The organism is Blautia sp. AF32-4BH (assembly GCF_003460565.1).
GTDB lineage: Bacteria > Bacillota > Clostridia > Lachnospirales > Lachnospiraceae > Fusicatenibacter > Fusicatenibacter saccharivorans.
This window is the reverse complement of the sequence record NZ_QTVL01000008.1, coordinates 87,199-109,809: the sequence shown is the minus strand read 5'-3', so window position 1 is coordinate 109,809 and position 22,611 is coordinate 87,199. Positions and strand designations below refer to the sequence as shown.

25 protein-coding genes and 2 tRNA genes are annotated in these 22,611 nt (G+C 42.0%); all 27 read right to left on the bottom strand.

Features of this window, described 5'->3' with window-relative positions; genetic code table 11:
* Positions 1-145 precede the first annotated feature (145 nt).
* A tRNA-Phe gene (locus DWZ44_RS18225) sits at positions 146-268 on the bottom strand.
* A gap of 345 nt (positions 269-613) precedes the next feature.
* A complete protein-coding gene (locus tag DWZ44_RS11495) occupies positions 614-1,240 on the bottom strand; it encodes an HD domain-containing protein (RefSeq protein ID WP_117804915.1) in 627 nt (208 codons plus the stop codon).
* 184 nt (positions 1,241-1,424) lie between these two features.
* Entirely contained in the window at positions 1,425-3,488 is a 2,064-nt protein-coding gene (locus tag DWZ44_RS11490; RefSeq protein ID WP_117804914.1) for an AAA family ATPase, read from the bottom strand.
* A gap of 104 nt (positions 3,489-3,592) precedes the next feature.
* Positions 3,593-4,876 (bottom strand): hypothetical protein, encoded by a 1,284-nt coding sequence (locus DWZ44_RS11485; protein WP_117804913.1) that lies wholly within the window; start codon positions 4,874-4,876, stop codon positions 3,593-3,595.
* Between the two features lie 49 nt (positions 4,877-4,925).
* Positions 4,926-5,492 carry a hypothetical protein gene (locus DWZ44_RS11480; RefSeq protein ID WP_117804912.1) on the bottom strand — a complete coding sequence of 189 codons (567 nt, stop codon included), beginning with the start codon at positions 5,490-5,492 and terminating at the stop codon, positions 4,926-4,928.
* Positions 5,482-6,072: a GNAT family N-acetyltransferase gene (locus DWZ44_RS11475; RefSeq protein WP_055228064.1), complete on the bottom strand. Its 591-nt coding sequence runs from the start codon at positions 6,070-6,072 to the stop codon at positions 5,482-5,484. The genes DWZ44_RS11480 and DWZ44_RS11475 overlap by 11 nt, the downstream gene beginning before the upstream one ends.
* Before the next feature lie 54 nt (positions 6,073-6,126).
* Positions 6,127-6,231, bottom strand: a tRNA-OTHER gene (locus DWZ44_RS18220).
* A gap of 12 nt (positions 6,232-6,243) precedes the next feature.
* Positions 6,244-6,405, bottom strand: coding sequence for a hypothetical protein (locus DWZ44_RS18215; RefSeq protein WP_156327583.1), 162 nt, complete (start codon positions 6,403-6,405; stop codon positions 6,244-6,246).
* 197 nt (positions 6,406-6,602) lie between these two features.
* Positions 6,603-7,037 carry a hypothetical protein gene (locus DWZ44_RS11470; RefSeq protein ID WP_117509816.1) on the bottom strand — a complete coding sequence of 145 codons (435 nt, stop codon included), beginning with the start codon at positions 7,035-7,037 and terminating at the stop codon, positions 6,603-6,605.
* Between the two features lie 103 nt (positions 7,038-7,140).
* Positions 7,141-7,629 (bottom strand): HAD domain-containing protein, encoded by a 489-nt coding sequence (locus DWZ44_RS11465; RefSeq protein ID WP_117804911.1) that lies wholly within the window; start codon positions 7,627-7,629, stop codon positions 7,141-7,143.
* A gap of 128 nt (positions 7,630-7,757) precedes the next feature.
* Positions 7,758-8,039 (bottom strand): hypothetical protein, encoded by a 282-nt coding sequence (locus DWZ44_RS11460; RefSeq protein ID WP_117509814.1) that lies wholly within the window; start codon positions 8,037-8,039, stop codon positions 7,758-7,760.
* A gap of 90 nt (positions 8,040-8,129) precedes the next feature.
* The gene (locus DWZ44_RS11455; protein ID WP_158565894.1) at positions 8,130-9,260 is read right to left on the bottom strand and encodes a WYL domain-containing protein; all 1,131 of its coding nucleotides are present in this window, start codon (positions 9,258-9,260) and stop codon (positions 8,130-8,132) included.
* Between the two features lie 278 nt (positions 9,261-9,538).
* Positions 9,539-10,231 carry a hypothetical protein gene (locus DWZ44_RS11450; protein ID WP_117804909.1) on the bottom strand — a complete coding sequence of 231 codons (693 nt, stop codon included), beginning with the start codon at positions 10,229-10,231 and terminating at the stop codon, positions 9,539-9,541.
* A 321-nt stretch (positions 10,232-10,552) separates the two neighbouring features.
* Entirely contained in the window at positions 10,553-11,152 is a 600-nt protein-coding gene (locus DWZ44_RS11445; RefSeq protein WP_147342478.1) for a hypothetical protein, read from the bottom strand.
* Positions 11,153-11,180: 28 nt separating this feature from the next.
* The gene (locus DWZ44_RS11440) at positions 11,181-11,948 is read right to left on the bottom strand and encodes a DUF308 domain-containing protein (RefSeq protein WP_117804907.1); all 768 of its coding nucleotides are present in this window, start codon (positions 11,946-11,948) and stop codon (positions 11,181-11,183) included.
* Positions 11,949-11,978: 30 nt separating this feature from the next.
* Positions 11,979-12,503: a hypothetical protein gene (locus DWZ44_RS11435; RefSeq protein ID WP_117804906.1), complete on the bottom strand. Its 525-nt coding sequence runs from the start codon at positions 12,501-12,503 to the stop codon at positions 11,979-11,981.
* 46 nt (positions 12,504-12,549) lie between these two features.
* Entirely contained in the window at positions 12,550-12,861 is a 312-nt protein-coding gene (locus tag DWZ44_RS11430) for a hypothetical protein (RefSeq protein ID WP_117804905.1), read from the bottom strand.
* A 16-nt stretch (positions 12,862-12,877) separates the two neighbouring features.
* A complete protein-coding gene (locus DWZ44_RS11425) occupies positions 12,878-13,387 on the bottom strand; it encodes a L,D-transpeptidase (protein ID WP_158565892.1) in 510 nt (169 codons plus the stop codon).
* A 419-nt stretch (positions 13,388-13,806) separates the two neighbouring features.
* Entirely contained in the window at positions 13,807-14,397 is a 591-nt protein-coding gene (locus DWZ44_RS11420) for a metallophosphoesterase (RefSeq protein ID WP_243002069.1), read from the bottom strand.
* 152 nt (positions 14,398-14,549) lie between these two features.
* Complete coding sequence (locus DWZ44_RS11415) at positions 14,550-14,783, bottom strand: hypothetical protein (RefSeq protein ID WP_117804903.1); 234 nt, start codon at positions 14,781-14,783, stop codon at positions 14,550-14,552.
* Between the two features lie 315 nt (positions 14,784-15,098).
* The gene (locus DWZ44_RS11410) at positions 15,099-15,947 is read right to left on the bottom strand and encodes a TIGR02452 family protein (protein WP_117804902.1); all 849 of its coding nucleotides are present in this window, start codon (positions 15,945-15,947) and stop codon (positions 15,099-15,101) included.
* 24 nt (positions 15,948-15,971) lie between these two features.
* Positions 15,972-16,262 carry a hypothetical protein gene (locus DWZ44_RS11405; protein WP_117804901.1) on the bottom strand — a complete coding sequence of 97 codons (291 nt, stop codon included), beginning with the start codon at positions 16,260-16,262 and terminating at the stop codon, positions 15,972-15,974.
* A gap of 123 nt (positions 16,263-16,385) precedes the next feature.
* Complete coding sequence (locus DWZ44_RS11400) at positions 16,386-18,128, bottom strand: AAA family ATPase (RefSeq protein ID WP_117804900.1); 1,743 nt, start codon at positions 18,126-18,128, stop codon at positions 16,386-16,388.
* A gap of 130 nt (positions 18,129-18,258) precedes the next feature.
* The gene (locus tag DWZ44_RS11395; protein ID WP_117804899.1) at positions 18,259-19,296 is read right to left on the bottom strand and encodes a hypothetical protein; all 1,038 of its coding nucleotides are present in this window, start codon (positions 19,294-19,296) and stop codon (positions 18,259-18,261) included.
* A gap of 109 nt (positions 19,297-19,405) precedes the next feature.
* Positions 19,406-20,329, bottom strand: a complete 924-nt coding sequence (locus DWZ44_RS11390) for a hypothetical protein (RefSeq protein ID WP_117804898.1) — start codon at positions 20,327-20,329, stop codon at positions 19,406-19,408.
* Between the two features lie 112 nt (positions 20,330-20,441).
* Entirely contained in the window at positions 20,442-21,353 is a 912-nt protein-coding gene (locus DWZ44_RS11385; protein ID WP_117804897.1) for a WYL domain-containing protein, read from the bottom strand.
* A complete protein-coding gene (locus tag DWZ44_RS11380; protein WP_117804896.1) occupies positions 21,340-22,587 on the bottom strand; it encodes a WYL domain-containing protein in 1,248 nt (415 codons plus the stop codon). The genes DWZ44_RS11385 and DWZ44_RS11380 overlap by 14 nt, the downstream gene beginning before the upstream one ends.
* Positions 22,588-22,611 lie beyond the last annotated feature (24 nt).

The following is a 22,611-nucleotide window of genomic DNA, read 5'->3' as shown; positions in this document are numbered from 1 at the left end:
TTCTCGTTTGCTCTTCTGTTTTTTTCTGAGTGAGGGCCGGATTTGAACCGGCATCTTCGCCATTACCACTGGAAAAAAGTTTGCCGTTACGGTCACGCACATGACCGTTTTTTCGCGCTCTTTCTTTTAAGCTACCTCACTCGCGTAAGGCGGGCAGGACTTGAACCTGCATTCTGTGCCTCCCTATTCTCCTCAAAAAGTTGCTGTGTGTTCCACAAACATGAAACCTTTTTTTCTGCACAGGTTTTGCCCGTTAAACTACCGCCTTATTCTGTTATTTTAGTGTTTCTGTCTTCTGTCCCCAGCTCAGGATTTCCTTTCGGGATCTTGATTCATAATTCATCCATGGTTTCATGCATCTTTTCCAGATCATTTTCTGTAATAGCATTTTTCCCAGTGATTTTTTTCTTCCCGATTCGGATTTCAGGGTCTCTCACCGTAAAATTTCCAGTCGCAGATATCCCATGTCTCAGAAATTTTTCGAAATGCTTTTGATTTTCCCCACAGTGTTTTCGCCCGTCGAACCCTCTTATTTGCCGCGCGCTTTGCCCAACGGGAATTTTTGCATCGGCCTTTGCTGACGGGCGTTTTTTTACAGCTTCGGCTCATCAGCCTACTCCCCATCCAGAATTTTCTGATAGAGAAGTCTGCCTTCCTCACCGGCAAGCCGTCCGCAGATTTCTGCCCGCTCGGCGATAACAGGGATCTGGATATGTGCTTTGGCATCTGCCGTCTGTAGCAGCATCAGGTTTTGAAACATCGCAAAGCTGGCCATTTTTGTGTGGCGTCTGACGTGCTTTAATTTCACACTGACATGATCATCGTGGTATTTCACGTAATAAAGAAGTTCCTGTACATCGAAACACGGAATCACATACCCCTGCCGGTCCAGCTCCGGGATCACGATATCGCGCACGATTTCCATGCTTTTTTCGGGATGACCGTAGTAATGCATGTCCGGATCACCCTCGCGTTTTCCCCTGCACTGCGCTTCTGGCTTTCCGATATCGTGCAGCAGCGCCGCCAGATAGACCATGTCATTTTCCATCCTCCGCGGAAGATTGCAGACCACATGGAGGGAATGCATCCATAAGTCATACTGATGTGCACTGTTCTTCTGATCATAGCCGAACATGGTTCGTACGGCCGGAATCAGCGCTGCGATTTCTTCTCGTCTCACATCCATCTCTTCCGCAGTTTCTGCTGTTTTCAACACATTCAACAGCTCGCTTAACTTCATGTGTTCACTCCCCCTTTCTGGTCTTTTTGCGAATATCTGTGTTTTGTTATGTATAGATGTTGGGGTCAAAAGGTTTTTTGACCCCTTTGATACCAGATTGCTACGTGCTTTGCACTCCCGCAATCTTCATGTATATACTGTATCACATGCTTTCGTTTTCTGCACTTAACCGCTGGTTTAATTTTTATGCTGTTCGCCCGGCGCAGAACCCGATCTGCCGGCTCTGTGGTTTCTTTTTCAGTCCGATCATCTCGAAATCGTCCGCCGTCAGAAAACATGCCTCCTCTTTTCCCAGCGTACCATTCTGATGTTCCCGAATCAGGCGTTCTGCCTGGCGCATAATAGCGTGATCCAGCAGGTTTCTGACAAACCGTCCATTACCGTAATTTTCTTCCCGGCATGCATCGGCGCAGATGGAAAAGCATTTTTCCCTTGTTCTTTCGTCCATCCGGTATTCCGATTTTTCCAGCATCAGATCCAGAATCTGCGTCAGTTCTACCGGTGAGTAATCCGGGAAATTCAGGTGAAAGGCAATGCGGCTTGCAAGACCTTCATTCTGCTCCAGAAATTCCTTCATCTTCTCCGGATATCCTGCAAAAATGACAATGACCTCATCCCGGTAATTCTCCATCTCCTGCACAATGGTATTGATTGCCTCGGCGCCATACGTGCGGTTGTCTTCTACAAGAGAATACGCCTCATCGATAAACAGAATGCCGCCACGCGCCGCTTGAAATTTACTCTCAACAATCTGTGCTGTCCAGCCGACGTACTTTCCGACCAGATCCTGCCTGCCGCACTCGACAATGTGGCCATATTTCAGCACTTCCTCTTCCTTCAAGACCTGGGATAGCAGACGCGCCACGGTTGTCTTTGCTGTCCCTGGATTTCCGGAAAACAGCATATGCATGGATGACTGAACCCACGGAAGACCCATCTGTTTCCGCATCTTCTGCATCTTGGCCGCCGCCAGGATCTCATCTGTCACTTTCTTTACCTCCGACAGGCCTACCATTTTCTGCAGCTCCAAGTAAGGCTTATCTGTCTTCTTTTTCAGCTCAATTTTGACCAGGTCTTTTTCCTTATAGGCCTTGTAGATATGGGTTTTCAATCCGCGGCCATACCAGCGGTTGTAAGCGTTATAAATATCCGAAACCGAATACAGCTTCTTTTCTTTCGGGAGATACTGCGTCAGCTCGTCTATCGTGTAATCGTGATACTCCGTTTTCTCCGCCAGACGTTTCAGATAAGCAGACGCCCGCTTCAGATCTCCCTGGCCTTCCTGAATCTGAATCAGATCCGCATTGGAAAGGATTTCCGCTATCGTATCACCCGATACACTGCGGTTTCCGGAAATATCTACAAAGATAAATAAGGTAGAATTTCCATACTCATTCAGCTTATTCCCAAGTGCTTTCGCCAGATCATAGTTGCCGGTGGCATACATTCCGGTACTCTTTTCGCCTTCCAGACTTAAGATCACCGTACCACCTTGGGCACCGGAGAAAATATTGTCAAAATTTCCTTCCCGTTCTGCTTTATGTGTCATCTTCTGTACATCATAAGCCCTGCCGCTCAGCAGTCTCTGATTCTCCAGAAGGGCTGGAATCAGAATATCAATCATATCATCCGCAGCCGCTTTGTCACCGGCTGTGATCAGATAATGCACGGGATGCCCAACAAAACGTTTTTCATTTTCCGGAGCATAAATCCGCTCCATCTCTTCATAGAAGCTCTCCGATGCCATAATTTCCTGCATCTGTTCTGACTGCTTTTGTCTGGTCATATTTTGGGACGTGTAAATCCGTTCACTTACCTGATACGCAACAGGTTCATAATAGCTGTGCTCCGGTTCCGTATCAAGCTTTAAGTCCTCTTTCATTGACCGGAGGTAGCACTCCGTCCAGTTATTCCGTTCTGTCCGGACCATTTCTTTGTAAAACTCATCACTTGTGATTTCCTCACATGCAAGCAGCTCCATTTCCGGCAGTATCTTCCGAATATAATCCACACATTCCCGAGGATCCACTTCCATTTCAAGTTCAGCTACAATCGTCATCTTATCCTTCCGAATATCACTGATCATAATGAAAAACTTCTTTTCTGTACGGTAGGCTGTGTAAAATTTACTGTTCCATTCCGCAATGTCACTTCGCCGGGGATAGAGGCCCTCATATCCTTTCTTCGTTGTACCTTCCTGTTCCAGATTCAGTTTTGAACAGTCTGCCGTGTATTTGTAAAGAATCATTCGATGATACCTCCCTTGTGAGCTCTACCGGTAATCCTGCTGTTGTCTCTTTCTATCTGCTATCTTACCACCTGCCGTATCCCGTATGTGGACAGGTTCTTGTCTTAAAAAACTCCTTCTGTCTCTTTCCTTTGCTCCCGGATATACTTCTCGCTGAACTGCCTTTCCCGTTCAATCCAGTCCTGTGTTCTCTTCTCGAGTACAAATGGAAGTTCTCTCCAGATCATTCTGAGCTGTTCTTCTGTGATTTCCGGTACTTTCTTTAAAATAGCCTCTCGGAGATACACACCGCCTCCGCTGCAGGAATCCGGGAAACAGTTTTCTTCGCTGATGGCATCCAGAATTTTTTTATAATATTTTCGATACATCTGATATGCTTCGTAATGTGCAATGCGGTTCACATGATCTTCGATTCTGGATTCCTCCTCCTGTTTCAGAATTGTTTTCTTGTTGATTCCGCCGCTGTTCACATTCGCATAATACATCGCATATGCTTTAGCTTCTTCCAGACTTTGGAATGTGCGGAGAAATCTGCCGAAGTTATGAATATCACCATCTGAAAACGTAATCCAGTCATAATATGCCAATTCCGGCGGAAAATGATTTTCTTTTCCGTAAAGCTCTGCACATTCCTGTCTGCTGACAGAATGATAATCCCACGGACCGATGATATCATCGTAATCCGCGTAGAAAAGAATATAGGCTTCCACCTTTGCATCACTGTATATCAGCATCGGGCTGTGCTCCTCGTACTGATACAGAATCGAGTATTTTACACCCTTGATTTTTCCGTCATTCCTTCTCATCAACAGTGCGTAAACGCCCATCTCAGAATTATCCGGAATATTGTTCACATGCATCGGCTTCCAGTTAAATTCGTTCTCCGTCAGTTTCTCCTTCTCGCGTTTTTTCCGGCGTTCCGCCATTTCCCGATCCATTCTTTCCCTGTACAGAACGCTTCCGATGTAATCATATCGTTCCAGATGCTCCACGCCAATTGCCCGGCCGGCCAGATCGATGGCATAAAAATGCCAGAAATTTTCCTTTTCCCGTTTCGCCTCCGCAGCCGCTTTGCTGTACTCATCCAGAATGTCTTCCCGGATCAGTGCATTTTCTTTCTCCAGATATTTCCAGCCGTGATCTTCTGCTTTATATTTATGACGATAACCAATTCTTTCATCGGTCGTCTCAAAGATCGGGAAAAGCTCGGTACTTTTGTAAAATGGTGTCTCTTCAAATCCGAAAATATACTCTTTTCCCTCTTTGCTGAGCAGACATACACATCCCGGGCCGCCCATTCCAGAAGGGGGATCCTCCTGTGCAAACACAACGGTTTTCCAGAAGTCTTCTGTTAAATCTGGTAAATCAAACGTGTGATCTCTATCCATATCTCTGGCTCTCTTCCTTTCCTTTTTCCGTTGCATAAAAAGTTCTCTTTTATTCTGTTCTCAGATCTTCTCTCGGCTGATTGGAAAGCACAATCACCATCTGCTTTCTGTGAACCGTTTCATACTGAACATCCATCCACATTTTCTCAACATGTGGACACTCTTCCATTCCGATGCCGTACACATACATATCATCGTATTTCTCCGGTATCTCACTCCGATATTCATAGTATTCAGATGACCAGTCATTTCGATTTACGATAGAAAAATGTCTGCCGATCTGCAGATACGGTTTTAGATCCCGGAACAAAAGCTTCTGTTCCACACTCCGTTTGATATCCCGCGGTTCTTCCGAAATCATAAGTTCCATCGCAGGTTTCATTGTATCATCTTTCCTGCACCAGCATTCTCCTTCCGGTTCCGGCAGGGCCGCATAAACATCTCTGGAAAATTCCACATCCACCATTCCGACTCCATAGATGTAAAAGCCGGCATATTTCTGTTCCGGAATGTCTGACATCATCAGATAATCGTGGTAATAACCATCCTCAAAACAGATGGATAAGCGGACATTGCGTGCAACATATTTTCTCAGTTCTTCAAATTTAATTGCCATCAGAAAACTCCTCCTTTGTCAGTACCAGTTTTACTACTTCGTGTGCGAAAAAATTATCTTCTTTTTCGAAAATGTTACCCAGCACAACCATGACCGGGCCGTCCTCTACTTCTCTGAACCCCAGCTTCCGCAGCAGGCTGATCGTTGGTTCATTTTCTGTCTGGGTTGTCACATACAGCTTATCGATGAAAAGATTCTTTCCGTTTGCAGAAACCCCATCACCAAAGAGCTGATTAATCAGCTCTCGGCTGGCTTCTTCACAGTAGCCGTTTCTTCGGTATTCTCTGGCGATATAAAATTCAATTTCGTATTCGTCTTCCATTTCTCTATGTACGCCTACGTAACCAATAAACTTGTCTTTCTGCTGTTTGGGAAAAATGGAATAGGTGCAAAGCTCATGATCGGTTCTCTCAAAGTAGTTGGCAAACCCCATCACATGTTTTTCGGATGGGCTGACTCCGCAGAATATGTAGAAGTCGCCATCATCCCGCAGCATTTGTAAAAATGCCTCGGAGTCTCTGTCCGTCCGGCTTGGGAGAAGGAATAATCTTTCAGTTTCGATTGCAGATCCTGTGTTCATTTGTGATCTCGTCTCCATTCTTTTGTACGTTGACTGTGAGTTTTCATGTTTCAGGAGTGAGGGCTGGAATCGAACCAGCGACAATAGATCTTTTGCTGTACCGACCACACCCATGATCGGCTTGGTTTCTCTGCTCTACCATGGCTGAGCTACCTCACTCATATTTCTCTTTTAACTTTTGTATTCCTTATGTGATTCCACTCTGTCAGGAACCAGCCTGCTCCGCCGGAATATCTCCGCCGGTTCTTCTGCGATCTCACTCCAGCCGGCTTTCAACAGGAATTCTTTTGTTACGTCTGCTTCCTGAATTGCGAAAAGTTCGTTCAACGTCATATCGAGTTGTTCCTCCTGATCTGTTCGGTATTCTGATGCATCCGCCGGTGTTCTGATGTACTCCTATTATTCCACTTCTCTCCGGCATTTGCATTGAACTTGTGGTTTACTTTCCGGGTATGCCTTATCTTATCATGGAACCGTTCCTGCATGTGGACACTCTTTTGGCCACTTTTCTGTTTCACAGGATTTTACTTTCACTGTTCCCGAATCTTCAGATACTGCTCTGCCATGCAGCTAAGACTCTCTTCATCGATATTTTCAAGGAACGCATTTTGATTCCCGTACAGCGCTTTTCCAATCCGTTTAATCGCCTGAATTCCGACCACAAGCTTCTCATCTGGATATTCACAATAATTGAGTAATCTGCGAAGCGTCTTAAGACTTGGAATCTCTTCTTCCTCCACATACTCTGATAATTCGATGTCTCTCATCATGCTTGAAACTGTAAAGTTGTATTCTTCCGCTGTCCGCAGAAATCTCTCCGCATTGAACCAGTAATTTTTCCCATCCTCGCGGAGAATATTGGTGAATTTCTGAAGCAGATGCTTTTCCTGCAGGGTCACAGCACTTTCTCTCTTCACATCAGCTGGGATACGATAGACGGTTTCTTTTGTAATTTGATTTTTCATTTTGCTCCTCCTTCAGTATCTGGCGCAGAAAAACTTTTTTGTCACTTTACAATATATTTCCTATCATTCTGCTGATTCTCTTTCTCATTTGAGTACTCCTGTTTCAAAACAGCTTCAGATAATCCCTAAACACGATTGCCTCCACCGCCGGGGTTTCCGATGCAAATTGTGCGTTTTCGATTCCATTGGTGAGCAGCAGATGTTCCCAGAGTTTTCGGTCCTTTTGAAAGTCAAATCTGCAGTCATCCAGAACTACATACTCTTCAATCTCCGGATGTGCTTTCAGGTATTTCAAAATCCCTTCTCCCCTTTTGTACATCTGATCCTGTGTCTGCCCATCGATCGACAGCCCGCACAAAGCAAGTTTAGAAATGAGATACACATAATCATCATCTGTCGGTTTCATTTCTTTCCAGTCGGAAGACAAAACAAGATCTGCTCCACCAATTTTTTCAATTGTCTTTGCCAGGACTTCCACTCGTGCATCATCAATCCCCGTATATCCATCCTGGGTTTTCTGGACTGTGGTTGTGGTATTCAGCACTCCGTCAACATCCAGAAATATCACAAAACGTTTATGTCTTTTACACATGTATCTTTCCTCCCTGACCTTGGATCTGAAACAGCTTTTTGTTATGTGCCTATTCTATCCGCAATAGGCGTTGTTTGTGTAACGCTTCTTGCGGAACAAAAAAATAATTCATACTACAATTCCATTTTTCATTTCTGCAGATTTTCTTTTGACTGGAGATGGTATCGCCATCTTCCCGTCGTTTCCTCAAAGCTGTGAATCTGGATTTCTTCACGCATGGCAAGCTGCATAGCCCGTTCGCCAAAGGTTTCCAGATCTCTCGCCTTTTCTCTTTCCAGCGCAGCATGTTCTCTCTCATATGCAGCAATTGCATTTTCCCAAGTGGAATAAATTCCAAGCCACTCATCCTCATCATGAAATTCCTCATAGCCACGCACCAGTAGATAATGAACCTTACCTTGTTCTGTCATCGTAACAAACGCCTCCTTACGCACCCTGCAAAAATTTTTATATTTCCCTATTTTTACACACTTTCCAGAATTTTTCATTGAACTTCTGGTTTATTCATTGGTCTGATAAAGCCCTTCCAGTTCTTTCATTTTATTTCGGATCAGTTCCTGTACAGACGGCGTCTCCACGATGACATCCCTTGAATTCATCATCGCCCAGTTTGCCATAAAATACGCGGTTCGATATACCAGCACCCGATCATATTCCTCTGTTCCACCCTTTAGGAAATAAAACTCATCATCAAACGTATGATACATGATCGTATAAGCATTTGGCGTTTTCCGCACCCGTAAAATGATGGGTTCCACACTGCCATAGCTGCCACCCTGGTGTTCTGCTACATAACGATACTTATCCAGCTTCTTGTTCTCGTCTTCCAATTCAGACATCGGACGGTATCTTCCCTCTCCCGGCTCAAGCACCTGAATTTCGTCCATGCGTTCAATCGGATAATTGGACAAACCCTGATACGGCTCATGGTTTCCAACCAGCCACAGTTTCCCATTTGAACTGCTGATGAAATAAGGTGAAATGACATAGACCTTTCCACCATCGACATAAGCACGCTCCCCTGATTTCGTATACTGTATGAGTTTAAATGAGATTTTCCGAAAAAACTGTCCTGTCTGATTGCTCAGTGCTTCAAAGATTCTGCTCATATTCTCATGCAGATTTGTATAGTGGCACGGTTCTGCCCGGCGGACGACCTCTTCGCCTTCCATCTGCGGTATTTTCGGATATTTCCGTTCTTTTGAAACCTTCGCTTTTCCCACATCATCTAATAAATATTCCGGGGAAAACCTTTCCAGATAGCAATGATATTTCTTAATATTTCCTACTCCGGCACAGGTGATCAGATCTCGAATAATTTCCTGTTTTTCCTCCATCGTTGCTGTCATGGTAAAAATATGTTCAATCAGAAATGGCAGTTTTTTCTGACTCAATGGATGATTGTAATAGATAATATTCTTTTTATTATCTATCTTTCCATCCTCATCCATCTCGGTGATCGTAACAATGCCTTCCGCTTCCAGTTCAAAGACATCCTTTTTTACAGTTCTGATCTGGTTATCGCGTTTGTTCTTTTTCTTCTCTTTGTCTCCCTCTACGGAAATTTCCCCATAAACAGCATCGCGCAGTTTCCAAATGGATATTGGTCTTTCTATATTTGTCTCTTGCATTAGCTCCTGTAAAATTTTAAATTTTATATCGTTCTTTAAGCCCATTGTTTGTATTCCTCCACTTAATCTGAGTATCCAGTTGCTGGATTTTTCCTTGATCCTATTTCATTTTCGGTCTTTTTTTCTTTGTTGAGGCCATTCTAGCATTCGCAAGCGTTGTTTGTGTAACGCCTTATGAATTTTAAAAAATCATGCTGCCCATTCTCCGGGCAGCATGCATAACATCATCAAATTGCTTTTCTTTTTTCTATTGTCCTTCTTTCGGGAGTTTCTGTCCATTACCAGATTCTTGTTTTTTCAATCGCAGCAAGAAATGCGAGCATAGAAATTCTGCTATTGGTCAGCGTGCCTGATTCCGACAGAAAATCGTAAATCACGGTGCATTCCTTTCTTTTCATGACAGCTTCTGCCAAAGTATACAAAGATTTCACAAATTCCTGTTCGGCGCGGTCATATTCTCCTAATGCTTCTTTATCCTCACGTCCGTTAACCGGATCAAAACATGCCCTCACATACGCTGCCCTGGCTGCTTTTCGCTGCATCTCAAGATATTCTGCCTGTACCTGATCCGCAATTCCATCCAGTTCCTTTTGCAACGTGTTATAAATTTCATTCAGCTCTGTGCGTTCGTACTTCTCTTTCGTGTCGTAAGACGGTACCTTGGATTTCCATTGGGATGCCAGTTTGAAACTTTTGTTTTTCAAATCGACAACATACGCATAGCGCAGACGCATGGTTCCGCTCCATAAACCTGTCCGCAAAAACGGATGATTGGAATAGAAAAACTCGTAGGAGCAGGATGAAAAATCAACTCCGGGTTGATCATATTTTTCCTGGTTGTATTTATGCTTGAACATGATAAGGACTTTATCTTCTACCGTGGTCTCATACAGAAATCCGCCATATGGATCATCTAATCTTTCCTCACGCAGCCACCGAACGTCAAACGGGGCGCGTGTCAGAAAATTCATTCCTACATCGCCCCACCACATTATGTCATTTGTGTTGTGGAAGAAATGACCGTAGGTATGAATGTCACGGTAGAAATTGTCGGTTTGTGGGGTGAGGATGGAAGAGACTTGCTTTGCTAAATCGTTTACATTCACTATAGCACGCTTTCTTTTCTGTGCATTACATAATGGATTAGTCTCAATATATTGATAGTTTCATTGCATTTCGAATCGTTTTTCACAAAATGCTTATTGAATTTAAATATTTAATCTCTGTACAATACACTTTACCCCACACATTTTAAGTCTATAAATTATTTTTGGGGTTAAAATATTGAATTTTCAAAGTGTAGTTTCTACTTTTTTAATCACATTATTTAAGATTTCTTCCCACAATTGATTACTTTTAATGATGTTTTTTGCTTCTTGCAAATCACCAGCGCTTATTTCTTGTGCGATTTTTTCTACACTTTTTGCCCCAGCTGTTTCTGCCATCCATAATTTTAACGGATAATAACGTATAGCTGATTTATTAAAAGTTTTTCTTAAAAACTCTCCGGGCTTTTTATTGTTTGTGATATACTCTGCAATACATTGGCCAAAATAAGACGTAATTAAATGCCATTTCTGTGATGGCACATTATAATTCTTAATTTTTTCACAAGGAATACTCTTATCTATATTTATATATTTTTTTAGCTCGTCCACGCTTGATTTAAATTCAGATTTTTCTCCTATCCATTCTTTTAATTTTTCATAATTTAGTATATGTTTCTCTCCATATTTAGGGCATATAATCTTTTTTTGTGTACAATAGAAGTAAAATGCCTCATACGCTTGAAAGTTCTCTTTTTTATAATATTCTTGCAAAAATTTTTCTGTCACTATCGGAAACTCTTCTTTTTCTTTATAATACTCAAAAATTTTTTCATTAGTCACCATTTTCATTTTCACCTTTCGTCAGAATCATTTACTTTTTTGCTCTCAGCATTATTCCAAAAGATATCCCCAAAATTCCCATCACCATGCCAACAAATCCCCCAATCATCACCCCTCTCCCTGAACTCAAGTAATCTAATATCTGCAACGCCGCCGCGATAATGGAAAAGAATCCAAATACCGTGATAATCATACTCACTCGTGATTCCCGCTTGCTGTCGATGTGATCCTGTTCTTCGTTTAACAGTTCGATTTTTTCTTTGATCTCATCCAGTGCTTCATTCACGCCATTTTCTTTCTGCAGCACTCGATATGTCTCACAGACATTATTCCATTTTGACACCTGGGATGGTGTCAGTGTTCCGTATGCGATGAATTCCAATGCTTCTTTTTTCAGTCCTCGAATACTCTGAGCTGAAATCCCCTGAAATCTCTCATGGATTTTTTCATTCAACAGCATACAAGTATATTTTTGATACATTACAATCATCGTTAGTGCCAGATCGTCTTCTGCTCGTTCTGGCAATGCTTCTGCTGTAATTGGAACTGTTTTCCCAGGTTTTGGACCATACGCATAGGCAATCTCCTGTGATGTAATTGCACATGCCCATCCATAATGGCTGTCATTTACATCCCTTGCCCCAGATGCATACTCAACGTCTTTCTCCGATAAATCGGAAAACTCCTTCGCTACATCAATCAGCCGATGTTCATTATAGGCAATTTTCTCCGCAATCTTCCGTTCTTCAAAACGTTTCGGAAGTGCCGCCACATTCAGTCGGTAAGCTTCTTTCATCATGTAGATTTTTGTTTTTTCGCTTTGGCCGAATCATTTTAACTGAACGTCATATTCCTTATGCCATGATTCAAATACTTCCTGTTCTAAAATTGCTAACAGACTGTCCTGAATTTCCTGTTTTTTATCATCTATGTATTCCGGATTGATTAACTGATAAATTTCCTGGACGTCTTTATTTTTATATGCCAGATACACAGTTAAAAAGGCAATTCCATTGTTGAAAGAAAATACTTGCAATTGCGTCAGATCATAAGGAAAGGGGATCTTTACTGCTTCTTTCCATTTTCTCTTTACCGTTGCAACCGTCTCCTCCAGCATACACCTTTTGACAAATTCACCAGAACGGCATTTTATAGATAGAATTTCCAGAAAATCATCGGAATCAAATCCGGAGCGATCCTTTTCTTCATCTGATTTATTATTCTGGTCTGTATTTGTTTTTTTCGCACTAAACGGTATTTTCTGAAAATCTCCCTGGTAGCGCAGAGGAAGTATAATATAGAGCCCTCTGTCTATTTCTTCTGTATTTTTAACACCTTTCCAATATTTTTCCATTTCTCACCTATCCACTCAAAGAAATTCTCCTAATTTTTCGCACATTTTAATAATTATGTCGTTCTCTATATTCATCAGGGTCTATTCCATCTGACCTCAATTTTTCATCTTCTGCCATAGAATTTCGCCTTGTTCCCTTGTATCCTTTCCAATCATCTTTATGATTTTCTTCATATATTCTGATTTTCTCATAATCTTCATCATCTAAGCCATTATTATCTTTAAACAACGTCCCAATTCCCCATAGTACAACCACAATGCCGATAATGATGAAAAAAGCTTTTAAGGAATCCTCCTCACCTTTTACAATTCCATAATACCCAAGGAGTAAAACAAATAATATAATCGCAAATACCATCTTTTTTTCCATCCCCTCAAAGGATTACCGTAGTTCCTACTTCTATATTTTCCAGCAGCCACTCTACATTTTTCTGGCTGATCCGAATGCAGCCTGCCGTGCCAGTATCTCCGTTGCTGATTGGCTCTGCCTGCTCAAATGTTTCGGGTGTCACACTGTCCATGTAAAGATCACTGTGAATAAAGTAGTCTTCGAAAATCACCAGATAGCCAAAAAATTTTATCTGCTCATACTTTTTATGATAACCGCTGATATATTCTTCTTTTACCTTCGATTTTTTTACAATATCAAACACACCATAAGGAGTTGGTGAATCTTCGTGGCCTAACAGACATGGCATTTCCTTGATTTTTTCATAAATCGTATATTCACACGGGACAAAATCCTTTCGGATGCTGTAATTCTTCCGCAGAGCCTGCTCATCTGCTTTTTTATAAACTTCAAGCTGATGTGCCTGTTGATTCAATTTCAACAAAAAATTTTCTGTACTGATTTTCTTTTTGACGATATAAATGTCATTTTCCATTACTTTTCTGTTTTCTCCCAGACTCATTTCATTAATTTTTCATTACACACTTTAATTATTTTTTATTATAACGCAGCCTGCTTTCTTTTGCCATTCTTTTTTTCATTATTTTAATATAAATTTGTTTTTTTCTCGTTTATTCATCTTTTATCTGATAATTCACTCTATCCGCGACCATGCACTTGAAAAGTATGATTTATATTCTTGCTTTCCATCTTCTACCCCAAGAATTTTTCCCGTCACATCATAACAAAAAACATCATGGATCAGCTGTTCCAGTTCGCATTCTTTTGCTCTTTGCAGCATTTACCTCGCATAATATTCTTCCCCGGTATCCAGGCAGATTGCCGCCAGTCTTCCATTGCTTTTCCCTGCTCCACAGTCGATCGCAATGTGATGGTTTGCTTTAAAAATATACCCTAGGCGGTTGTTCCCAAGGATATTCTGTGTCGGTGTATGCCGCTGACTACAATGATATCATTGAAATATGGAATTTCGTAATCAATCCGCGTCCATACCAGATCCTCTACCGAATATTCTTCCAGACGTTTTGTTTCCGAAAAATGATCCAGTCCGGCATGCACCAGCCAATATTCCTGCCCATTAACAATTTCTTTTCCGTATGGGCGGAACGATTTCATATATTGTACTACCTGGTGCCGTTCTTCCGGCGGCAGTTTACAAAAATCCTGGATTGTACTGGTACTGCCGTTCTGCGTCCAGTCGGCAAAATCCTGATACACCTTCGACGGCAGTTTATCCAGAAAATCCCCCGAAATTTCCGGCACCAGAAGTTTCAAATTCGGCAGCGCCATGACTTCATGATTTCCTATGATCGGAATGATATTGGAATGTGCCATCATGTATTTCAGGATTTTCATTGGCTCTGGTCCACGATCGACTACATCGCCTAAGATATAAAGAGTATCTTCTTTCCGAATACCAATCTGCTCCAACAGCGTCAGAAACTGCTCATACTGTCCATGAATATCGCTCATCGCGTAAATCATCGATTCTTCTCCATTTCTCTTACCAGATCGCACAGCTCTTCTTCCCAGTCACTGATTTCCGAATACCAGATACAACCATACATTCCGGGAAGCTTCATATTTCTGGATGAGCATACGATAACCTTTGTCTGTTTGCCCTGCTCCTGCAGGAGCTAAACCAGCTTTTCTCCCGCCTCCGTATCACTGACAGCTCCCTGCTTCATGGGATAATGCATATCTGTGATAATCAAATCGAACGGATCCCCAGTGTCTTCCGCATTCTTCAGCATCTGCAGACCATCCTCGACATTTAACACCAGTTCAATTTTAACCACGCCGCATTGGTTCAATACCTTGCGGATTGCATTTGCTTTGTAAACGCTGTCTTCAAAGTTCAGAACCTTCATTTATCCTTTTCCCCTCTCCTGTTTGTCATAGCCTATTCTACTTATTACAGACGACATTTGTATAACGCTTTTTATTCTTAAAAAATTAATCTTGTCTGCCTTTCATGAAGTCATATTTTTTTTTCGCTTTTACGTTCTTTCAGAGCCCAGTTTATAGGAAAGCCCGAAAATAATGCAAAAAAGACAATGCTGCAAAATGCGAATCGCAAGGAACAAATTTTAAAGTGTACCCGGGTACGACGAAAATCTGTGACACAATAATTCACACTCTGTGGTACTGAATTTTTTGCATTCTTTTCGGGGTTGCTATAAATTCTATTTTCTACCTCCAAGCACCTGATTGAATGTATCATAATTCAACGTATCATTTCTGCCACAGAACACCGCATACTCTATTGTTTCGAAATAAGATGCATATTTTTCCTGTACGCTCCGAAATGCCCGTGCTACGATTCTCGGCGGGTTGCAGAAAGCGCCACAGCCAAACGCGCCTAAAATCAGAACTTCCGCTCCGTTCGATGCTGCCGCCTGAAAAACACGTTCCAGTCTTTGCATCTGAAGTTCGTACAGTGCTTTCTCATTAATCTTAACCGGCGCATTTCCTGCGGACGGGTTCATGGCATTGCTTGGTTTCTTTCGGAGGTTCGGGGCCGCACAGGTAATGATGTCTACCTGATACCAGTCTTTTTCTTCCATTCGTTCCGGTGCAGAGGTGTCGGTCTTAAATACGACGACTTCTGGTGTATACAGCAGATCATCATTGTAGCGTGGATCGCCTGCTTTCCGATGCGGTTGATAGAACTGATGCCACATCGTTTTTGTATCTAGGCATGGATAAAGTGTGCTGCATCGGCAAAGGCATTCTTCCTGTGCCGTACTTCCCCGTGTTACACCGCCGCCGGGATTAGTTGCAGATGCAAAATTCAGGACGCAGACTCGCTTTCCGGCTTTTGCGTATGCAGAGGCGGCTTCGAAGCTTCTTTTAGATGAAACAATCGTTTTGCAAGATGATTTTCCAGGTTCTGGAAGCGCAATTGCCTGCGATGGAACATACAGCTTTTGGTTCTGAATCGAAAACTGAACTGCCTGCTGGAGCTTCTGGTTTGCTTTTATCAAATCCATGGAGTCCTGAAAGATCGCGATATTATTACTTCTTCTATCCATTGCAATTCTCCTCTCGTATCCCAGTCACACAATGCTGTTCTGCTGAAAATTATACACCTTATCCTCCAGCTTCGTCCAGGCTTTTACATAGTCCGCATCGATAAAGCAGCCCCTTGCCTGTCGAAATGCACCTGGCTGCTTGCCGCCTTCCGTGGCATATAATCCTGTATCCCAGCAGCCTGCTGATAAGCTGTTGTCTTTCAGGATCAGTAAGCATACCTCGAAGTCATTTGGATAATCGCCATCCTTTATGTAGTGGAACCCGGTGAATGTAACGCGAATATTCTCTGCCATGTTTGCTGTCTTTTCTTCCATCTTTTTTCTCCTCATGGTAGGCTTTTTCTTTTGAATATTACCATTTTATCTCATATCGAACGGAAAATGTTGACAGAAACTTGTCCGTATATAAAATTCAGGGCAATATCTCTGCCCTGAATTTTATAACAAATTGTAACGATTCAGAGCCCCATCCCGATTCCGCTTACGCTGCATCTCTTCTTCCATCACACAACACTGTTTTAAATGAAATGCAATCCCATACTGCACCATTTTTTTATAGCCCTCCTGCCACAGTGTCTGCGTATAATCTTTATCCCGAATCTGCTCCAATGCCTTCCGGCAATCTCTTTCCAGATCTTTTTTCTCATCTGTATACTTCACTTCTATCACAATTCCTGTTTCTGCATTTCCCATTTCAATCACAATATCGCTGAATCCTTCTCCCGATTCTCGATTGGAAGATACACGCCAGTCATTTTTATAGCTTAAGATTCCAAGCAGAATTCCATGATAGAAATTTTCTTTCAGTGATTTCCGCACAAAGGTATCGCGTACGCTAACTGTCTTCTGCAAATACAAATTCAAAAGGCTTTCCACCTCTGCTGATTTTCCCCCAAGCAGTGCCTGGCAGAACTGTTCTGCCATTTTCCCGTCTTTTTTCACTTCCTGCTGAAACAGTGTAAGAATCCGTTCTGTTATGATATTTCGAATTTCCCGGTTTGGAATTGCAAGGCAATAGCGGCCATCGCTTTCTCTTCCGCGCTGCGTCAGGTATCCTGTCATGAAAAGTGTACTCCACAGGTGATCCATGGTCGAATACAGGTCATTGTAGGTAACCATTTCGTCGATTTGTTTGATCACTGTTTTTCCATTTACCAGCCATTCCAGTTCTGTTTTTGTGAGCATATCCGGTTCATTGATGCTGTCGATAAAATGATGAATCACACTGTTCCCGCTTGTATTCATCCAGTAATTTTCCGGCTCGGCCTCTGGATTATGGATATGATCATTGCAGTAGTTCACAACATCCCATGGACAGTACACATCTGCTTTTCCGAATCGGTATCCGTCATACCATTCTTTTACCTCGTCATATCGGTCATCCATTTCATAGTCATGCAGCATGGTCTTTACTTCTTCATCTGTAAAACCGAAGGTTTCATCAAATTCTGTATTTGTAATCGAATATACTTTGAAATTGTTCAGTCCGGTAAAGATGCTTTCTTTTGCAATTCGCAGGCAGCCCGTCAAAACAGCAAAGGCAAGACTGCTGTTTGTCTTTAAAACATTTCCGAACATATTTCGAAGCAGCAATACCATTTCATCATAATATCCATTTTCATGGGCTTTTGCCATCGGAACATCGTATTCGTCAATCAGGACAACCACTTGCTGTTCATAGTGAACTTCCAACAGTTCTGTCAGTTCCTGAAGACTGCTGGTAATGGTGTCTTCTTCCATATTTCTTGTCAGAAGTTCTGAAAAAAGTGCTTTATCAACCCGGCTCAATTTGTCACTTTCCAGAAGAAATTGAAATCTTCTTGCCTCACGATTGATTGTTTTTATGAGCTGCGCACGGGCTTTTTCATAGGAATCGGCATCAATTCCTTTTAAGCTGATGGAAATAACGGGATATTTTCCCATATATTGTTCACAAATCTCTGTATTCTTAGAAATCTTCAAGCCGTCAAAAAGTGCTGGATCCGTTCCAATTTCAAAGAAATGCTGAATCATACTCATATTCAGGGATTTTCCAAAACGGCGTGGGCGCGTAAAAAGAGTGACCTCACTTCCGTTATTTAAAATCTGTTCTATGAGGGAAGTTTTATCTACATAATAGTAATTTCCATTGCGAATCTTTTTAAAGTTGTCAATCCCGGTCGGGAGTTTTGGTTTTCTCATCCTGAAACCTTCCTTTCCAACTTTTGCGGCTTTTGACACCTGCGGCTGTGCTTATGTTCTGATTTCTATTTTAGCTGGTTTTATTTGCTTTGGCAATGTCTCTGACGTTGTAAGTAAAAGAAAATAGCTATTAATCCCAAAGCCAATCGTTCATGTTTCCTTGAAAATTTCCATTAGAATCATATGAATTTCCTGTATTAGGATCATAATAATCGTTATACTCGTTACCTTTCTCATCGGTCCATCCTCCATACCATTCATCATGGATTTCACCACTTGAGCTTCCACCAGAAGAACTTGCCCCACCACTGTAATCACTGCCAGAACCAGAATCGCTATAGCCAGAATTGGAGCTTCCACCACTGTAGCTATAATCATTGCTCTCATCATAGCTATAGTCACTTCCACCACCGTAAGACGATCCAGCACTCTGCTCTGCCGCTTCCTCCGCCGCCTTTCGTTCTGCTTCTTCCTGCGCGGCTTTCGCAGCCGCCTCTTCCTCAGCTTTTTTCTTTGCTTCCTCTTCCGCTTTCTTTTTCGCTTCTTCCTCAGCCTTTTTCTTTGCTTCTTCCTCAGCTTTCTTCCAAGCCTCTTCTTCTGCTTTTTCGATCACAGTTATTCTGTCATTGTATTTCTTCACGTATTCATCAATCGTACTGTTATATTCGTCAAAGCTGTCCTGCTCGATGGTATTATAATTTTCGAAATCACCTTTCAACGTATCTTTGAATACCGTAAATTCACTGGCGGCGTTTTTGAGTGCTTCCTTATCGTCCTCTTTTTCAACCTCATCGCCGATTTTATCCGCAATAGTTTTGATGGTATCGTCATATTCAGAAACAAAGGAATTCTTCATCTGCGCAATGATTTTTTCATAATGTGCGGAGCATTCCTCATAAGCGTCTTCTGTCTTTTTGTACTGTTCTGCACTCTCCATTTCTTGTTTCAGTGCTTCCAGCTTTTTATCCCGGTCTTCTTCTTTTTCAAACTTCTGATACGCCTCATCAATCTCACTGTCTTTCGTCTCAACCGCCTGTAAGCGAAGCTCTTCCTGATGGCGATCATACGCTTTTTTCGCAAAAGCTCCGATGATACAGATGCAGACAATGGCAATGCCAAACACTGCAAGCATAATGGCTGTCTTTCTTTTTTTGTTCTTTGTTTCCATTTCGAAACACTCCTCCCTTTAAATCTTTCTTTCAGTGTAATATATTTCGTTTTGTTTTTCAATGCATTCTGCATTGTATACTATCTTGCAGAATGCATTCATTTTTTTCTCAGCTAAACTCTCTCCGGAACATTTCGCGGAATGCCGCTGCAACTTCTCTCTGATACAATCTTGTCTTGGAAAATTTCATATGATTTCTTCTTGCTTTTTCTTTCTGTTCCGCAAAATACTGCTTCTGCCGTTCGATCTCTGCCTCATCCGGATCAAAGCGGAAGCCAATCTGGAAGCCTTCCTCGTCGTTAAATTTTCCCTGTTTAATCTGCTGATACAGATCCTGGTTTTCTTCGACAAACTGGAATACGCAGTCGAAATACCGCAGTTTGGGATTTACCTTATACCAGCGCTCCGCCACGCCAGGAATCTCACACACGCAGACAAGATGTTCCACATCGTCAGCCAGTCGATGCAGCTTTTCGCAGTACTCTCTGTTGTTCCAGAAACGGTTATCAATTTCTTTTCGGATTGCCCAGATTTTTTTCTCGAAAAACGCTTCTCCGTTTTCTTCCGTTCCCGGTTTATAGTTATAATACTGTGATTCGGCAATCCAGTAGATCAGCTCGTTCATCATCGCATACACATGGTTTAAATTTCCCTCGCCGTAAATCTCCTGCACCTCCATGCCTACTTTCAGGATATTTTCTCTTTCTATTTTGATCAGAAAGGCATAGGCATCTCCACATAACGCTTCTCCGAGAAGTTTGATGGTCGAGATGGTAATGGATGGATCTTTGTAATTATTCCGTACAAGACCTCTGCAGTAATCCATCACACGTCCGATCGTCTTTTTGCTTGGAATTTTTTCGTTTACACCGAGATCCAGCATTTCCATTTTGATCTGCATTCTTCTTGGATCGAAGTTATATTTTGCGGCCACTTCAATATATCTCTGCGTGTTCAGCCAATAGGAATCTGTGTCTTCTTTAAATGTTTTGCAAAGCTGTTTGATCATTTTGTCTTCTCTTGAAAGTTCCATGCTCCGTTTCCTCCCGGTTTTCATCTGTGTTTTTTACAGGCATAATTTGCTCTTTGATGAATCCCAGTATAGGCGCTCGGCAACCCCTTTTTGTGCAAAAAACGTTGCGACCTCAATGGCCGCAACGTTTCTGCATCTCTAATCTGTTTTTTATCTGTTCCACAAAGGCTTCCGGACCAGCAACCTTCAGGCTTGTTCCAAACGACAAAATCTGAATCATAAGATCGATTTCATCTTCTGCTTCATAGGTCAGTGTAATTCTGTAGCTATTTTCTTCTATCCTTTCCGTAGCTTTCTGATAAATCGAAAACTGCATCATAACTCTTTCCAGTGCCTGTCTTTCATCCTTTACCAAAAGTTCCACAGTTCTTTTGTCATGCACTTCTTCTTTTATCTTCGCTTCTCTGAAAGATCCGATGGTTTCGCATTGGAGGATTTTGGAAACACTGATTGTATTAATTCTTCCTTTGTATACCGAAATCAATCGGAATTTGTCGTCTCTTAAGGAGTATTCCAACCGAACCGGATTACATTTAATCCATTTCTCTGTTCCATTTTTTAATGGATATAAAACCCGGATGGAATTTTTCTTTTTTACCGCTGACAGGATCTGACGAAAAATCTTAATATAGGTTTCATCTCCATACGGATCCCCATCTGCAAATTGATCAAAAAGCACAATATCTTCTGGTCGAAATAACGGTTCCACATCCTCAAGCCCCGTCTGATTCGGCTGGAATAAGGCTATCCTTGGATCCATCAGCAAAGCTTTTAACCACCGTTTTTCCACTATCGTGAGCGGCATGCTGGTTTTTCTGTGGACAACTGCTCTTCTCTCTTCATTCAGAAGCGGCCATTTTCCTTTTTCCGATAATTCTTTTGGAATCGTCAGGCTGCTTTCTGCAAAAGCCTTTTCTTTCACAATTTTCCAGATCGTCTTGTCAGAAATCTCTTCTTTCAAAGCAGCATCCAGAATTTCTGCAACCGTGCGGTAATAGTTTCCATATATCTCATGAAATATCATTCTGCGCCTCCCCAAAATACATGGAATACAGCTGCTCCATATCCTGATCAAATTTCTTTTTCAGCTGCGGATTACTGCTTTCCAGTTTTTCAATTCTGCCCATAAACGTTCTGATCCACGGCATTAGTTCCATCGCATCGTATGTATCAACAACATACTTATATTGCTGGTCTGTGATCTTATAGACATGACCATTTCTTTTTTCACGTTCCAGACGTCTCACGATAAACTCCTCGCCCTCCGCTGCCCTTACTGTCATTTCAATGTGCGTAATGTCCTTCGCATTTCCAGAGCTAACTCCCCACAAATAAGATTTGCTCGCTTGATATTCATTTTCAAACTTCTGATATTCGCCACATCTTATTCCTGTTTTAACCTTTTTTATCCTGTCCACTCGAATGAAATCGAGCCCTGATGCTCCTGACACATGACCCAGGACATATTCTCTTCCATTCTGCGTGCTGACATATAACTTAATCGGATACAATTTAATTTTTTCCTCGGAATGTTTTTTACCGCTTGTAACAAGCTCCAGATATTTCTTTTCCGCGATTCCTTCCAATATTGTTTCAACAATTTCACTGTCAATGGCATGCAGCATATAGTGATGCTTATACCAAAAATTGGACTGGCATCCCGCCAGCTCCTTTCGATCGAGCAAGAAGGAACCAACTACGCCCATCGGCTCTGTTTCAGAGAAAAATTCAATTGCATCCTGCCAGGAAACCAGATCAACCGCATCTGCCGACAGAGAATAATACTGCTTTTTCTTTCCTTCTGTTCTGACTTTTAGAATTCCAAGTTTCTCATACTCCTGCAATTTTAATCGAATCGTTCTTTCATTAATCACATTCTCCTCTCCGGAGAATCCATATTCCTGCAGTTCACCGGCAATGTTTCGGAACGCCAGTTCTTTTCCTCCTGCCAGCATATCAAGAATGCAAAAATGCAGCAGGATATCATAATCGGAAAAGTTCTTTGTTTTAAATGCCTTATAAAGCGGGTTGTGAACCACCTCTCTGCTGTCGACAGAAATGATCTGTGCTTTTCCGGAGGCAGACTGCTGAAATGACATATAACCATCCAGCCAGCTTTCGATCTGTCTGCGCCGATTGTCGTATGTTCTTCCGCTCTTGTCCGAAAAATCACTGCGCTTCTTAATACCATAAATAAAAAATTCTCTGATATAATTCCGCACTTCATCAAAGCTTCCAATTAATTCTTTATATGCCAAAATGATCCCTTCTCTCTTCTGTTT